This is a genomic window from Actinomadura sp. NPDC049382, assembly GCF_040677125.1.
In the GTDB taxonomy this organism is placed as follows: Bacteria; Actinomycetota; Actinomycetes; order Streptosporangiales; family Streptosporangiaceae; genus Spirillospora; species Spirillospora geliboluensis.
In genome coordinates this window covers 1-14,531 of sequence record NZ_JBFARO010000177.1, presented here as the reverse complement: position 1 = coordinate 14,531, position 14,531 = coordinate 1, and the positions used below count along the sequence as shown (strand labels likewise).

14 protein-coding genes are annotated in these 14,531 nt (G+C 72.5%); 10 read left to right on the top strand and 4 right to left on the bottom strand.

The features are described from left to right. The first annotated feature begins 142 nt into the window (after positions 1-142). Genes AB0K34_RS43345 through narI form a run of 4 tightly spaced genes read left to right on the top strand, consistent with a single transcriptional unit; the run spans position 143 to position 6,940 of the window. Positions 143-3,835 carry a nitrate reductase subunit alpha gene (locus AB0K34_RS43345; protein WP_138636188.1) on the top strand — a complete coding sequence of 1,231 codons (3,693 nt, stop codon included), beginning with the start codon at positions 143-145 and terminating at the stop codon, positions 3,833-3,835. Continuing rightward, positions 3,835-5,532 (top strand): nitrate reductase subunit beta, encoded by a 1,698-nt coding sequence (gene narH / locus AB0K34_RS43340; protein ID WP_138636189.1) that lies wholly within the window; start codon positions 3,835-3,837, stop codon positions 5,530-5,532. The genes AB0K34_RS43345 and narH overlap by 1 nt, the downstream gene beginning before the upstream one ends. Beyond that, positions 5,529-6,224: a nitrate reductase molybdenum cofactor assembly chaperone gene (gene narJ, locus AB0K34_RS43335; RefSeq protein ID WP_301177809.1), complete on the top strand. Its 696-nt coding sequence runs from the start codon at positions 5,529-5,531 to the stop codon at positions 6,222-6,224. Before narH ends, narJ begins: the two co-directional genes overlap by 4 nt. Next, positions 6,221-6,940: a respiratory nitrate reductase subunit gamma gene (gene narI, locus AB0K34_RS43330; protein ID WP_364554402.1), complete on the top strand. Its 720-nt coding sequence runs from the start codon at positions 6,221-6,223 to the stop codon at positions 6,938-6,940. The genes narJ and narI overlap by 4 nt, the downstream gene beginning before the upstream one ends. A gap of 76 nt (positions 6,941-7,016) precedes the next feature. On the opposite strand, the gene AB0K34_RS43325 is transcribed toward narI, so the two are convergent. Next, a complete protein-coding gene (locus tag AB0K34_RS43325; RefSeq protein WP_138636192.1) occupies positions 7,017-8,213 on the bottom strand; it encodes a globin domain-containing protein in 1,197 nt (398 codons plus the stop codon). Between the two features lie 166 nt (positions 8,214-8,379). Continuing rightward, entirely contained in the window at positions 8,380-8,805 is a 426-nt protein-coding gene (locus AB0K34_RS43320) for a pyridoxamine 5'-phosphate oxidase family protein (RefSeq protein WP_138636193.1), read from the bottom strand. A gap of 133 nt (positions 8,806-8,938) precedes the next feature. On the opposite strand from AB0K34_RS43320, the gene AB0K34_RS43315 reads away from it, so the two are divergent. The 6 genes from AB0K34_RS43315 (at position 8,939) to AB0K34_RS43290 (ending at position 13,229) form a co-directional block, all read left to right on the top strand. Continuing rightward, positions 8,939-9,328, top strand: a complete 390-nt coding sequence (locus AB0K34_RS43315; RefSeq protein WP_138636194.1) for a hypothetical protein — start codon at positions 8,939-8,941, stop codon at positions 9,326-9,328. A 34-nt stretch (positions 9,329-9,362) separates the two neighbouring features. Then, positions 9,363-10,238, top strand: a complete 876-nt coding sequence (locus tag AB0K34_RS43310) for a Gfo/Idh/MocA family oxidoreductase (RefSeq protein WP_364554401.1) — start codon at positions 9,363-9,365, stop codon at positions 10,236-10,238. A gap of 18 nt (positions 10,239-10,256) precedes the next feature. Further along, positions 10,257-10,649, top strand: coding sequence for a rhodanese-like domain-containing protein (locus tag AB0K34_RS43305; protein WP_364554400.1), 393 nt, complete (start codon positions 10,257-10,259; stop codon positions 10,647-10,649). A 179-nt stretch (positions 10,650-10,828) separates the two neighbouring features. Continuing rightward, positions 10,829-11,539, top strand: coding sequence for a hypothetical protein (locus AB0K34_RS43300; protein ID WP_364554399.1), 711 nt, complete (start codon positions 10,829-10,831; stop codon positions 11,537-11,539). A 298-nt stretch (positions 11,540-11,837) separates the two neighbouring features. Continuing rightward, positions 11,838-12,329: a metallophosphoesterase family protein gene (locus tag AB0K34_RS43295; protein WP_138636198.1), complete on the top strand. Its 492-nt coding sequence runs from the start codon at positions 11,838-11,840 to the stop codon at positions 12,327-12,329. Between the two features lie 75 nt (positions 12,330-12,404). Beyond that, positions 12,405-13,229: a crotonase/enoyl-CoA hydratase family protein gene (locus AB0K34_RS43290; protein ID WP_364554398.1), complete on the top strand. Its 825-nt coding sequence runs from the start codon at positions 12,405-12,407 to the stop codon at positions 13,227-13,229. Positions 13,230-13,376: 147 nt separating this feature from the next. Here the strand turns inward: AB0K34_RS43290 and AB0K34_RS43285 are convergent, their stop codons facing one another. Continuing rightward, positions 13,377-14,219 carry a patatin-like phospholipase family protein gene (locus AB0K34_RS43285; RefSeq protein WP_364554397.1) on the bottom strand — a complete coding sequence of 281 codons (843 nt, stop codon included), beginning with the start codon at positions 14,217-14,219 and terminating at the stop codon, positions 13,377-13,379. Between the two features lie 118 nt (positions 14,220-14,337). Beyond that, positions 14,338-14,531 (bottom strand): hypothetical protein (locus AB0K34_RS43280; RefSeq protein ID WP_364554396.1); only part of this gene is annotated, 194 nt, incomplete at its 5' end.

Genomic DNA, 14,531 nt, shown 5'->3' with positions numbered 1-14,531 from the left:
GGGGTTCCCCCCCCCCCCCCGGCGGGGGGCGGGGGGGGGGCGCCCGGGCCGGCCCCCCCCCGCGCCCCCCCCGGGGGCCCCGGGGGGCCCGCCGCACTCCGAGGGCGATTTGCCCCGGTTGATGCGAAGAAGGGGATCCGAGATGAGCTCCACCGACGGCCGTCCCCGAATGGACGGTCCGCTGGAAGACGCGCTGGTGAGCACCCGCAGGTACTTCACCCGCGCGCGCGTATCGCCCGACCTGCGGACGGTGACCAAGAAGGGCGGCCGGGAGGCCGACTCCTTCTACCGGGACCGCTGGTCGCACGACAAGGTGGTGCGCTCCACCCACGGCGTGAACTGCACCGGATCATGCTCCTGGAAGGTGTACGTCAAGGACGGCATCATCACCTGGGAGGCGCAGCAGACCGACTACCCGTCGGTCGGCCCGGACCGCCCCGAGTACGAGCCGCGCGGCTGCCCCCGCGGCGCGTCCTTCAGCTGGTACACCTACTCGCCCACACGGGTGCGCTACCCGTACGTGCGCGGCGTCCTGCTGGAGATGTACCGCGAGGCCAAGGCCCGCACCGGCGACCCGGTGGCGGCGTGGCGCGAGATCGTCTCCGACCCGGAGAAGTCCCGCACCTACAAGGACGCGCGCGGCCGCGGCGGCCTGGTGCGGGCGACCTGGGACGAGGCGACCGAGATGATCGCCGCCGCGCACGTGCACACCATCAAGGAGTTCGGCCCCGACCGCGTCGCCGGGTTCTCCCCGATCCCGGCGATGTCGATGGTGTCGCACGCGTCCGGCGCCCGGTTCGTGTCGCTGCTCGGCGGGACGATGCTGTCGTTCTACGACTGGTACGCCGACCTGCCGGTGGCGTCCCCGCAGGTGTTCGGCGACCAGACCGACGTCCCCGAGTCGGGCGACTGGTGGGACGCCGGGTACCTCATCATGTGGGGCTCCAACCTGCCCGTGACCCGCACCCCGGACGCGCACTGGATGACCGAGGCCCGCTACCGGGGCCAGAAGGTCGTCGCCGTGTCCCCGGACTACGCCGACAACGTCAAGTTCGCCGACGAGTGGCTGGCCGCCCAGCCCGGCACGGACGGCGCCCTGGCGATGGCCATGGGCCACGTCATCCTCAAGGAGTTCTTCGTCGACCGGCAGGTCCCGTACTTCACCGACTACGTGAAGCGCTACAGCGACCTGCCGTTCCTGGTGCGGCTCGAAGAGCGCGACGGGAAGTACGTCCCCGGCAAGTTCCTCACCGCGGCCGACCTGCCCGGCGCCGAGGCCGAGTCGGAGCACGCCGCGTTCAAGACCGTGATCATCGACGCGGCGACCGGGCGCCCGCTCGTCCCGAACGGGTCGCTCGGGTTCCGGTACGGCGAGGCCGGCGAGGGCCGGTGGAACCTCGACCTCGGCGACGCCGACCCGCTGCTGTCGGTGGCGGGCGGCGAGGCGGTCGAGATCGAGCTGGCCCGCTTCGACGGCATCGACGGCGCCCCCGGCACGCTGCGGCGCGGCGTCCCCGTCCGGACCGTCGGCGGCCACCTGGTCACGACCGTGTACGACCTGCTGCTCGCCCAGTACGGCGTCGCCCGGGACGGCCTGCCCGGCGCCTGGCCGACGGGGTACGACGACGCGTCTGAGCCGGGCACCCCGGCGTGGCAGGAGACCTTCACCGGCGTCCCCGCCCAGGCCGCCGAGCGGATCGGCCGCGAGTACGCCGCCAACGCCGAGGAGACCCGCGGCCGCTCGATGATCATCATGGGCGCGGGCACCAACCACTGGTTCCACTCCGACACCATCTACCGGACGTTCCTCGCGCTGACCACGCTGACCGGCGGGCAGGGCGTGAACGGCGGCGGCTGGGCGCACTACGTCGGGCAGGAGAAGTGCCGCCCGGTCACCGGGTGGGCGCAGCTGGCGTTCGGGCTCGACTGGTCCCGCCCGCCCCGGCAGATGATCGGCACCGCGTTCTGGTACCTGCACACCGACCAGTTCCGCTACGACCCCTTCGACGCCGGCACCCTGTCGGCGGCGACCGCCGGCGGCGCGTTCGCGGGCCGGTCCACCGCCGACGTGATCGCGCAGGCGGCGCGGCTCGGCTGGATGCCGTCCTACCCCACCTTCGACCGCAACCCCCTCGTCCTCGCCGACGAGGCGGAGGCCGCCGGCAAGCAGGCCGGCGAGCACATCGTGGACGAGCTGAAGGCCGGCCGGCTCAAGTTCGCCTGCCAGGACCCCGACGCGCCGGAGAACTTCCCCCGCGTCCTGACGGTGTGGCGGTCCAACCTGCTCGGGTCGTCCGCCAAGGGCAACGAGTACTTCCTGCGGCACCTGCTCGGCGCCGCCGACGCCGTCCGCGCGCAGGAGGCGCCGCCGGACGCCCGGCCGGAGGAGGTCGTGTGGCGGGACGAGGCCCCCGCCGGCAAGCTCGACCTGCTGCTGTCGCTGGACTTCCGGATGACCAGCACCACCGTCTACTCCGACATCGTGCTGCCCGCGGCGACCTGGTACGAGAAGCACGACCTGAACACCACCGACATGCACCCGTTCGTGCACTCGTTCAACCCGGCGATCGGGCCGCCGTGGCAGACCCGCAGCGACTGGCGGGCCTTCCAGGACATCGCGAACGCCTTCAGCCGGCTCGCCGAGGGGCACCTCGGCGTCCGCAAGGACGTCGTCGCCGTGCCGCTGCTGCACGACACCCCCGACGAGATGGCGACCCCGCACGGCCGCGTCCTCGACTGGGCGAAGGGCGAGTGCGAGCCGGTCCCCGGCGTGACGATGCCGAAGCTCGTCACCGTCGAGCGCGACTACCCGGCCGTCGCCGCGAAGATGACCGCGCTCGGCCCGCTCGCCGAACGGCTCGGCGCCACCACCAAGGGCGTCACGTTCGACCTCGGGCGCGAGGTCGAGTACCTCAAGCACAAGAACGGCGTCGTGCGCGGCGGCCCCGCCGACGGGCGGCCCTCGCTGAAGCAGGACGTGCACGCCTGCGAGATGATCCTCGCCTTCTCCGGCACGACGAACGGGCGCCTGGCCACCCAGGGCTTCAAGACCGTGGAGCGCCGCACCGGCACCCGGCTCGCCGACCTCGCCGCCGAGCACGAGGGCAAGCAGATCACCTTCGCCGACACCCAGGCCCGCCCCGTCCCCGTCATCACCTCCCCGGAATGGTCGGGGTCGGAGAGCGGCGGGCGCCGGTACTCGCCGTTCACCATCAACGTCGAGCGGCTCAAGCCCTGGCACACCCTCACCGGGCGCCAGCACTTCTACCTCGACCACGACTGGATGGCCGAGCTCGGGGAGCAGCTGCCGGTGTTCCGGCCGCCGCTCAACATGTCCGCCCTGTTCGGCGAGCCCGAACTGGGGGAGACGGGGGAGCTGGGCCTGACCGTCCGGTACCTCACCCCGCACAACAAGTGGTCGATCCACTCCGAGTACCAGGACAACCTGTTCATGCTGTCGCTGTCGCGCGGCGGCCCGGTGATCTGGATGAGCGGGATCGACGCCGCCAAGATCGGCGTTCGCGACAACGACTGGATCGAGGCGGTCAACCGCAACGGCGTCGTCGTCGCCCGCGCGATCGTCACGCACCGGATGCCCGAGGGCACCGTCTACATGCACCACGCGCAGGACAAGCTCATCGACGTCCCGCGCGCGGAGACGTCCGGCCGCCGCGGCGGCATCCACAACTCCCTGACCCGGCTGCTGATCAAGCCGAGCCATCTCGTCGGCGGGTACGCGCAGCTGTCGTTCGCGTTCAACTACCTCGGGCCGACCGGCAACCAGCGCGACGAGATCACCGTCATCCGCCGCCGCTCCCAGGAGGTGCAGTACTGATGCGCGTCATGGCCCAGATGTCGATGGTCATGAACCTCGACAAGTGCATCGGATGCCATACCTGCTCGGTCACGTGCAAGCAGGCGTGGACGAACCGCAGCGGCGTCGAGTACGTCTGGTTCAACAACGTCGAGACCCGCCCCGGCCAGGGCTACCCCCGCCGCTACGAGGACCAGGAGAAGTGGCGCGGCGGCTGGACGCTGAACCGGCGCGGCCGGCTCGCGCTCAAGGGCGGCGGCCGGTGGCGCAAGCTGCTGACGATCTTCTCCAACCCGAAGCTGCCGGGCATCGACGACTACTACGAGCCCTGGACCTACGACTACGAGACCCTCACCAACGCGCCGCTGCAGGAGCACACGCCGGTCGCCCGGCCGAAGTCGCTGCTGTCCGGCAAGGACATGAAGGTCTCCTGGTCGGCGAACTGGGACGACGACCTCGGCGGCTCGATCGAGCACGGCGACAAGGACGTCCTGCTCAAGGAGATCTCCGACAAGGTGAAGATGGAGTTCGACAAGACCTTCATGTTCTACCTGCCGCGGATCTGCGAGCACTGCCTCAACCCGTCCTGCGCGGCGTCCTGCCCGTCCGGCGCGATCTACAAGCGCACCGAGGACGGCATCGTCCTCGTCGACCAGGACAAGTGCCGCGGCTGGCGGATGTGCGTGTCCGGCTGCCCGTACAAGAAGATGTACTTCAACCACCGGACCGGCAAGGCCGAGAAGTGCACGTTCTGCTTCCCGCGCATCGAGGTCGGCATCCCGACCGTGTGCTCGGAGACGTGCGTCGGGCGGCTCCGCTACATCGGCCTGATGCTCTACGACGCCGACAAGGTGCTGGAGGCCGCGTCCACCACCGACGACCAGGACCTGTACGAGGCGCAGCGCGGCGTGTTCCTGGACCCGCACGACCCGCAGGTCATCGCGGCGGCCGAGCGGGACGGCATCCCGCAGGACTGGATCGAGGCCGCGCAGCGGTCCCCGGTGTACGCGCTCATCAACACCTACAAGGTGGCGCTGCCGCTGCACCCGGAGTACCGGACGATGCCGATGGTCTGGTACATCCCGCCGCTGTCGCCGGTCGTGGACGTCGTCCGCGACACCGGGCACGACGCCGAGGACGACCGCAACCTGTTCGCGGCGATCGACGCGCTGCGCATCCCCGTCGAGTACCTGGCGGAGCTGTTCACCGCCGGGGACACCGCGGTCGTCGACGGCGTGCTGCGCCGGCTGGCGGCGATGCGCTCCTACATGCGCGACATCAACCTCGGCCGCGACGCCGACGACGCGATCCCCGCGGGCGTCGGGATGACCGGCGAGTCGATGTACGACATGTACCGGCTGCTGGCGCTCGCCAAGTACGAGGAGCGGTACGTCATCCCGACCGCGCACGCCGAGCAGGCGCACAGCCTGGAGGAGCTGGCCACCGAGTGCAGCCTGGACTACGAGGGCGGCCCCGGCATGGGCGGCGCCGGGCTCGGCGGCGGCTCGGGGCCGTTCGGCGAGGCGTCCGGGCGCCCGAACCCGATCGCGGTGGAGAACTTCCACATGCTGCGCGACCGGCAGACCTCCGACAACCCGGTCGACCCGGCCGACAAGCACAAGCGCGTCAACCTGCTCAACTGGGACGGCAAGGGCATGCCCTCCGGCCTGTTCCCCGAGCGCAAGGACGACGCGGACGGAACGGAGCCGAAGCCATGAGGAGCAAGCCCTCGAAGAACACCGGGTTCAGCGACCAGGATCTGGCCACCGCGTGGCAGGCGGCCTCGCTGCTGCTCGGCTACCCCGACGAGGAGCTGCTGGCGCGGCGGCCGCTGCTGCGCCGCGCCGTCGCGACACTGCCGGCGCCCGCCGCGGAGCCGCTCGGCCGCGTCCTCGACCATCTGGACGCGACACCGCCCCAGAAGCTCGCCGCCGACTACGTCACCACGTTCGACCAGCGCAAGCGGTGCTGCCTGTACCTGACGTACTACGCCTGCGGCGACACCCGGAAGCGGGGGATGGCCCTGCTGCGGTTCCAGCAGGCGTACCGGGCGGCCGGGCTCGACCTGGACGGCGCCGAGCTGCCCGACCACCTGGCCGTCGTGCTGGAGTTCGCCGCGACCGGCGACCTCGCGGAGGGGCGGCGGCTGCTGGTCGAGCACCGCGCCGGCCTGGAGCTGCTGCGCCTCTCGCTCACCGAGGCCGGGTCGCCGTGGGCGCCCGTCCTGGACGCGGTGTCGGCGACGCTGCCGCCGCTCACCGGCCGCATCGAGGACGCCGTGGCCAAGCTCATCGCCGAGGGCCCGCCGGAGGAGACGGTCGGCCTCGCGCCCTACGGCATCGAGACGGCCGCCGTGGGCCCCGTCCTCCTGCCCGATCCCGTCGTTCCCGCCGTTGGAGCACGTTCATGAGCACCCTGCTGTGGGTCGTCCTGCCCTATGTCGCCATCGCGGTGTTCGTCCTCGGACACGTCTGGCGGTACCGCTACGACAAGTTCGGCTGGACGACCCGCTCGTCCCAGCTCTACGAGCGGCGCCTGCTGCGCATCGGCAGCCCGCTGTTCCACTTCGGCATCCTGGTCGTCGCGCTCGGCCACGTCGGCGGGCTGATCATCCCGGACAGCTGGACCGAGGCCGTGGGCATCACGGAGCACATGTACCACGTGGTCGCGGTCGTCCTCGGCACGGTCGCCGGGTTCTGCACCCTCGCCGGCCTCGCGATCCTGATCTACCGGCGCCGGACGGTCGGGCCCGTCTTCCTCGCCACGACCCGCAACGACAAGATGATGTACGCGGTGCTCGCCGGCACCATCGCGCTCGGGCTGGCCGCGACGGTCGCCGCGAACGTCATCGGCGGCGGCTACAACTACCGCGAGTCGGTGTCGCCGTGGTTCCGGTCGGTGTTCTACCTCCAGCCGGACCCCGACCTGATGACGGGCGTGCCGATCCTGTTCCAGCTGCACGCGCTGAGCGCGCTCGTGCTGTTCTGCATCTGGCCGTTCACGCGGCTGGTGCACATGCTCACGGCCCCGATCGGCTACGTGACGCGCCCCTACATCGTCTACCGCAGCCGTGACGAGCACCTGGGGATGCACGAGACGCGGCGCGGCTGGGACCGGGTCCAGTAGGCGGCCCTTCCCGCTCCCGAAACGATGACGCTCCCACCCCGGGCCGGGGTGGGAGCGCGGTCACGTCGGGGGAAGGTCAGCGGATCCAGAGGTCGGGCCCGAACACCTCGTAGTGGATGCGCTCGTCGGAGACGCCCGCGTCGAGCAGCCCCCGCCGGATCTCCCGCATGAACGGCAGCGGCCCGCACATGAACACCCGGGCCTTGTCCGGCAGCGGCAGCGCCGCCACGTCGATCCGGCCGGCCCGGACGTCCTCGCCGAGCTCCGCGTCACCGGGCTCCTCGTACCAGGTCAGCTGCCGGAACCCGGAGATCCGGCGGCCGGCCTCGGCGGTCTGCTCGCGCATCGGGTGGGTGCGCGGGCTCCGGTCGGCGTGGACGGCGAGGACCGGGCGGTCCGGGTCCGAGGCCGCCAGGTGGTCGAGGACGGCGGCGGCCGGGGTGATGCCGATGCCCGCGCTGATCAGCACGAGCGGGTCCTCCCCGTCGTCCACCACGACGTCGCCGAACGGCCGGGACACCTCCAGCACGTCGCCGGGCGCGGCGTGGTCGAACAGGTGGCCGGAGACGGCGCCGTCCGGCGCGCCGTCCTCGCCGCGCACCCGCCGGACCGTGATCTGGGCCGTCCCGGCCGCGGCCCGCGACAGCGTGTACTGGCGGGGCTGGCGCAGGCCGTCCGGCAGCGTCACGGCGACGGAGACGTACTGGCCGGGGCGGTGCGCGGGGACCTCGCCGCCGTCGGCGGGCTCCAGGACGAGCGAGAACACGTCCTCGGCCTCGTCGCGCCGGTCCACGACCCGCCACGGCCGGTACGGGGCGGCCGGGTCGCAGCCCGCGTCCTGGTAGAGCCGCGCCTCCTCGGCGATGAGCAGCGTCGCGAAGAGCCAGTACACCTCGGACCAGGCCGCGTGCACCGCGGGCGTCACCGCGTCGCCGAGCACGTCGGCGACCGCGTCCAGCAGGTGGCGCCCGACGATCGTGTACTGCTCGGGGCGGATGCCGAGCGAGGCGTGCTTGTGCGCGATCCGCGGCAGCATCTGCTGGAACGGCGTCGCGGACTCGGGGTTCACCAGGTGCGCCGCGAACGCGGCCACCGAGCCGGCGAGCGCCTGGCGCTGCTCGCCGTTGGCCTGGTTGCCCTGGTTGAAGACGTGCCGCAGCTCGGGATGCGCCTCGAACATCGAGTCGTAGAACCGGCCGGTGATCTCCACACCGTGGGCGCCGACGGCGGGCAGCGTGGCCCGCACTGTCTCGGCATGGTCGGACGACAGCATCAGATCCCTTCCTGTGGGGGGCGCCGCCGCGGACCGCGGCGACGACAGGAGAGCGCGGCCGGTCCCGGGAGACCGGACGCACTCCCCATCCTTATTGGCGCAGCGACAATAAGCGCTGTGACGTTGGCCACAGCGCGGCGGGGGGACTCACGGCGCGGCGGGGGACTTACGGCACGATGGCCGCGCCCTTCCCGATCCGGCGGCCGGTGATCAGCTGCGGCCGGATCCGGATGAAGTGGTCGCGCTCGCCCGGAGCCCAGCTCCGCAGCGGCAGCGCCGCCAGCGCGGCGGCGTCGGCGGGATCGGCGACGTGCCGCGCCGGCCCGACGGCGACCACCGACCAGCCCGTCTCGGCGGCGGTGTCGAACTCGTCGATCTCGAACGCGACGATCGTGTCGGCGGCCGCCTTGGCCAGCCGCGACGTCCGCGACGTCCGGAACACGATGTCGCCGCCGCTGACCGCGAAGTTCACCGGCTGGACGGCGGGCAGCGCGTGATGCGTGAACACGATCCGCCCGATCGCCGCACCCGCCAGCAGGGCGCGGCACTCGTCCTCGCCGAGGACTTCCAGGCCGCTGTGGTCGAGCTCCATGCCACCAGGGTGCGCCGCCGGCGCCCGCCGCCGTAAGGGACCAAGGTCCCGAGAACCGGGGGGGTGCCGGAATGCCCCGATGCGGACGGTAACGTCCGGTAGCAGGATCGACGACCCGCCCAGGAGGACCCCCGTGCTCGCCCTCACCACCGCCGACGTGCGGATTTTCCTGCATGTGCTCGCCGCGACGATCTGGGTCGGCGGCCAGATCACCCTCGGCGCGCTGGTGCCGGCGCTGCGCGGCTACGAGGGTGTCACCAAGGTCGCCGCGAACCGCTACAACCTCGTCGCCTGGCCAGCCTTCGCCGTGCTCGTCCTCACCGGCGCCTGGAACATCAGCGCGGGCGACATGGGCGACGCCGCCCAGCGGACCCTGGAGGTCAAGCTGGTGTTCGTGCTGCTGTCCGGGGTCGCCGCGTTCCTGCACACCCGCGCCAAGTCCAAGGCCGGCCTCGCCGTCTGGGGCGCGCTCGGCATGGTCGGCGCGCTCGCCGCGCTCTTCTTCGGCGTCCAGCTCGGCTGACCCGGCCGCCGGGTAGATCGTCTAGGTTTGCCCCATGAGTGATTCTGTGGCGGTGGGGCTGGTCGGAGCGGGCCCCTGGGCCGGGATGGTGCACGCGCCCGCGCTCGCGGCGGGGCCCGCGACACGGCTCGCCGGGGTGTGGGCGCGGCGCCCGGAGGCGTCCGCCGAACTCGCCGGCCGGCACGGCGCGCCCGCGTTCGAGCGGATCGAGGAGCTGTTCGACGCCTGCGAGGCCGTCGCCTTCTCCGTCCCGCCGGACGTCCAGGCCGACCTCGCCGCCAAGGCCGCCCGCGCGGGCAAGGCCGTCCTGCTGGAGAAGCCCCTCGCCATGGACCTCGACGGCGCCCGCCGGGCGGCCGGCGCCATCGCCGACGCGGGCGTGGTCTCCCAGATGGTCTTCACGCTGCGCTACTCCCGCGCCGCCCGCGACTTCCTCGCCCGCGTCGGCGGCCTCGACCCGTTCGGCGGCTACGGCTCGTTCATCTCCTCCGTGCTGAGCGGCGGCCCGTTCGCCACCCCGTGGCGGCTGGAGAAGGGCGCGCTGCTCGACCTCGGCCCCCACATCGTCGACCTCCTCGACGCCTCCCTCGGCCGCGTCGTGGGCGTCCGCGCGCACGGCGACCCGCTCGGCTGGCTCGGCCTCACGCTGGAGCACGAGTGCGGCGCCGTCAGCCAGGCGTCGGTCTCGATGGCGGGCACGGGGGAGCTGCCGCCCGCCCGCGTCGAGGTGTACGGGCGCAACGGGCACGCGATCCTCGACTGGTCCCAGCTCGGCGACGACGCGTTCGCCACGATGGTCGCCGAGTTCGCCGCGGCCGTCCGCGGCGGCGCCGCCCCGCCCCTGGACGCCGCGCACGGGCTGCGCATCCAGGAGGTCCTCGCCTCCGCCGAGGCGCAGCTCACCTCCTGAAGCCGCCATGATGGACCCATGGCACAGACGATCGACGACATCCTCGCCGCCGCCCGCACCCGACTCGACCGCGTCCGCCCCGACGAGGCCCACGCCGAGGCGGGGGGCGGCGCGGTCCTGGTCGACATCCGCCCCGCCGCCCAGCGCGCCGCCGAGGGCGAGATCCCCGGCGCGCTCATCGTGGAGCGCAACGTCCTGGAATGGCGCTTCGACCCGGCGTCCGACGCCCGGCTGCCCGTGGCGACCGGCCACGGGCTGCGCGTCATCGTGTTCTGCTCGGAGGGCTACACCTCCAGCCTCGCCGCCGCGTCCCTGCACGACCTCGGCCTCACCCGCGCCACCGACATCGTCGGCGGGTTCCAGGCGTGGCGCGCCGCCGGGCTGCCGACGACGGGCGGCGCGGACCGGTGAACGCCGCCGCCCGACCTGATACGCCAATTTAGGCGGGCTATATCTTAATCGTCTTAGCGTCGCGTTCCGCGTTTTTAGCGGGGGTCGATAAAACGCGATTCTCTTTCGGAAAGGGCCTTGATTTCCGCGAGCACTCGGGTAGAAAAAATGAAACCCTCTCCCCGAGGAGGAAATCCCCCGTGAAGGCTCCCATCACCAGGCTGGCCGTGCCGCTGGCCGCCGCGTCCGCCGCGCTGGCAGTGACCGCCGCCGGCGCGTCCGCCGCCACCACCACCGTCCGCGCGGAGACCGCCGCCGGAGCGCCCTACTCCGGCAACTGGCAGGTCGCCACCGTCGGCCCGCTCACCTTCTCCGTCGACTACCTGGGCTCCAAGATCACCGGCTCCTGCGACGGCGCCACCCTCCAGGGCACGGTCGTGTCCACCGGCGCCGGCGAGCTCACCGCCGCGTCCATCGGCGCCTGCCAGACCTCCAACGGGCTCAGCTCACCCGCCACGGACCTCGACATGTCCGAGCTCCCCGACAAGAGCGGGCAGATCGCCTACGACCCCGTCGCCGGCGGGCGCGACGGCGTCCTGTCCATCAACGGCGGCCTGCGCTTCAAGCTGGAGGGCAAGGTCCTCGGCATCACCGTCACGTGCTACTACGGCTTCCAGACGGCCGGTACCCCCGGCCTCAGCTTCGACGTCTACAACCGCGACAACCCCAACCGCCCCCTCCCGGACCAGGACGACGCGCAGGGCAAGTCCGACAACATCACCCTCGTGCGGCAGTCGGGCAGCAGCCTGCTCTGCCCGTCCAACGGCACCGGAAGCGGCGCCGGGACGGCCCGCGGCGAGACCACGCCGGGCTCCGGCGTCTTCGACCGCAAGCTGTACCTGACCTCGTAGCGCGGCGCGGAGCGGCGGCCGGACCCCGGGACCGGTGCAAGGGAGTGATCATCCACCCCGGGGCCCGGCCGCGCTCACTTGGTCCTCGCGGTGCTGGGTCGCCGTGTCGGAACGACCGGGGGCGTACGGCCGAAATCCTTCTGGACGAATCGCGAGGAATTAGAGCCTAACTCCACTGGTCAGCGCGACGTAATGACATCGTGCTTACAGTTGTTTCCCACCGGTGTCCGGGCCGGGCCGTGGCAAAATCACCCGAATGCCGTGCGGACTCCGCCGCCCCGTGCGGAACAATGGGGGCGTGAGAGCGGTGGCCATCTCCGACACCCACGCGCCCCGGCGCTGGAAGTCCTGCCCGCCGCGGGTGGCCGAGCACCTGCGCGGCGCCGACGTGATCCTGCACGCCGGCGACGTGTGCACGGCCGCCGTCCTCGACGAACTCGCCGGGTTCGCGCCCGTCCACGCCGTCCTCGGCAACAACGACGGCCCCGACGTCGCCGCCTGGGGCGCCCCCGAACGCCTCGAACTCGACCTCGACGGCCTCGCCGTCGCGATGGTCCACGACAGCGGCCAGGCCCGCGGCCGCACCGCCCGCATGCGCCGCTGGTTCCCCCGCGCCGACCTCGTCGTCTTCGGCCACTCGCACATCCCGCTGGACGAGACCGGCGACGGCGTCCGCATCTTCAACCCCGGCTCGCCCACCGACCGCCGCCGCCAGCCGCACGGCACCCTCGGCCTGCTCGACATCCACGCCGGCCGCCTCACCCGAGCCCGCATCGTCCCCGTCACCTGACCCGCCCTCGACCGTGCGCGGGCCGGCATGGAATCGTCCTTTGAGACGATCCGCCACGACGGAGGAGTGCCCGGGATGACCGACCGCGTCACCGTGAGCGTCCACGAAGGGGTCGCCGACGTGCGGCTCAACCGGCCCGACAAGCTGAACGCGCTCGACATGGCCACGTTCGACGCGCTCGCCGAAACCGGGGACGCGCTCGCCGCCGACCCGTCCGTCCGGGCCGTGGTCCTGTCCGGGGAGGGCCGCGCCTTCTGCGCCGGCCTCGACTTCTCCGGCTTCGCGGCCATGGCCGGCGACGGCGTCCGCACCGGCGAGAGCGAGCGCACCCAGCGCCTGCTCGGCGACATCACCGAGCGCGAACCGGGCCGCATCACCAACCTCGGCCAGCAGGCCGTCCACGTCTGGCGGGAGCTGCCGCAGCCCGTCATCGCCGCCGTGCACGGCCACGCCCTCGGCGGCGGCCTGCAGATCGCCCTCGGCGCCGACATCCGCATCGTCGCCCCCGACGCGAAGCTGTCGGTGCTGGAGATCCGGTGGGGCCTCGTCCCCGACATGACCGGAACCGCCGCGCTGATCCGCCTCGTGGGGGAGGACGTCGCGAAGGAGCTCACCTTCACCGGCCGCATGGTCTCCGGCGAGGACGCCGCCCGCATCGGCCTCGCCACCCGCGTGGCCGCCGACCCGCGCGCCGCCGCGACCGACCTGGCCCGCGAGATCGCCGGAAACAGCCCCGACGCCGTCCAGAGCGCCAAGCGCCTCCTGAACCGCGCCGCCGACCACGACCTCGCCGGCCAGTTCCTCGAAGAATCCCGCGCCCTGGGCGCACTCCGCGGCAGCCCCAACCAGGTCGAGGCCGTCCGCGCCTACTTCGAGAAGCGCCCACCCTCCTTCACCTGACCCCAAAGCCCCACCCCAGGAGACCTCTCCGCAGGCGGCCCCGCCGTCCACCTCCAAGGCGCCGGGCTGGCTGTTAGTCGATCGCCGGCGTGGGGCGGCGTGCCGTCCTCGGCGTCGCTCATACGAGGAGTGGCACGCCGCCCGAGCTCAGCCCCAGAGGGACGCGATTCTCTCGGCCGCCGCCTTGCCCTGCGCGAGGCCGGCGTTCGCCGACGGGGTTCGGGTGGACGGGTCGAGCGGGTCGGCGCCGAACGCGGCCAGCGCCGCCTCGTCCGGAACGATCACCTCGACGCGTCCGCCCGCGCTCTCCACGGCGGCGATGTCGGCGGTCAGCCCCGGGTCGTCCATCGGCGCGATCAGCAGCACACGGCCGTAGCCCGCCGCGAGGTCGAGGTTGTTCACCGACCGCACCCCGCCGTCCACGTAGCGGATGCCGCCGATGGTCACCGGCGGCCAGATCATCGGAACGGCGCAGCTGGCCGCCACGGCGTCCACCAGGGAGACGCCCGAGCCGCGGTCGAACACGCGGAGGTCGCCGGTGAGCGCGTTCACCGCCGTGACACGCAGATCCCTGGACGGCCACTCGTGCACGGGCAGCCGTCCCTCGATCACCTCGCGCCGCGCCGCCTCGTCGACCGTGTCCGTGGCGAGCGCCCGCGCCCCCAGCCCGCGGCGGATCGCGGCGGGGTCGTCGTTCTCCTCCGCGAGCCGCATCCAGATCTCCGCGAACTCGGCGACCGTCACGCCCCCGGACGGGACCAGCTCCCGGTTCTGCAGCGCGGGATCGGCCTGGCGGGCGAACAACTCGCCGATGGGCACCCCGCCGGCGACCTGCGCGGCGACGGCGGAACCCGCCGACGTGCCGAGCAGGAGGTCCGCACCGGTGACGTCCGTCCCCTCGTCGGCCAGCCCCGCCAGGACACCCGTCAGCCAGGCGATCCCCGCGACACCGCCGCCCCCGAGCACCAGGGCGCGTCCGTTCTCACTCATGATCAATCCTCCGTTCAGACCGTGCGAGCGTAGAGGGGCGGTGGGACATTCCCGCGTGCGGGCGGCCCGTCGATTTGACGTGACCGCGGCGACCACGTAAGTTAACCGCTCGTCCCCCTCACGGATGCAGGACGCCCGCATGGCGGCCGGCCGGACGACGGGGAAACCACCACCGAACCAGTCGACGCGGTCCTGCCGTGCCGACCGCGCCGTGGTGGGCGTCGGAAAAGGCTCCGTTTTGACAATCGGGCCGGATCTGATGAAATAGCACCACCGCCCGGAAGGCGCCGCGAAAGCGGAATCGGATGGGCG

What these genes read in the sequence shown, in the direction of transcription:
- AB0K34_RS43325 (WP_138636192.1), bottom strand. Translation starts at nt 8,213, where the DNA reads ATGCTGTCGTCCGACCATGCCGAGACAGTGCGGGCCACGCTGCCCGCC.
- AB0K34_RS43290 (WP_364554398.1), top strand. Translation starts at nt 12,405, where the DNA reads ATGACCGACCGCGTCACCGTGAGCGTCCACGAAGGGGTCGCCGACGTG.
- AB0K34_RS43310 (WP_364554401.1), top strand. Translation starts at nt 9,363, where the DNA reads ATGAGTGATTCTGTGGCGGTGGGGCTGGTCGGAGCGGGCCCCTGGGCC.
- AB0K34_RS43305 (WP_364554400.1), top strand. Translation starts at nt 10,257, where the DNA reads ATGGCACAGACGATCGACGACATCCTCGCCGCCGCCCGCACCCGACTC.
- narH (WP_138636189.1), top strand. Translation starts at nt 3,835, where the DNA reads ATGCGCGTCATGGCCCAGATGTCGATGGTCATGAACCTCGACAAGTGC.
- narI (WP_364554402.1), top strand. Translation starts at nt 6,221, where the DNA reads ATGAGCACCCTGCTGTGGGTCGTCCTGCCCTATGTCGCCATCGCGGTG.
- AB0K34_RS43320 (WP_138636193.1), bottom strand. Translation starts at nt 8,805, where the DNA reads ATGGAGCTCGACCACAGCGGCCTGGAAGTCCTCGGCGAGGACGAGTGC.
- narJ (WP_301177809.1), top strand. Translation starts at nt 5,529, where the DNA reads ATGAGGAGCAAGCCCTCGAAGAACACCGGGTTCAGCGACCAGGATCTG.
- AB0K34_RS43285 (WP_364554397.1), bottom strand. Translation starts at nt 14,219, where the DNA reads ATGAGTGAGAACGGACGCGCCCTGGTGCTCGGGGGCGGCGGTGTCGCG.
- AB0K34_RS43345 (WP_138636188.1), top strand. Translation starts at nt 143, where the DNA reads ATGAGCTCCACCGACGGCCGTCCCCGAATGGACGGTCCGCTGGAAGAC.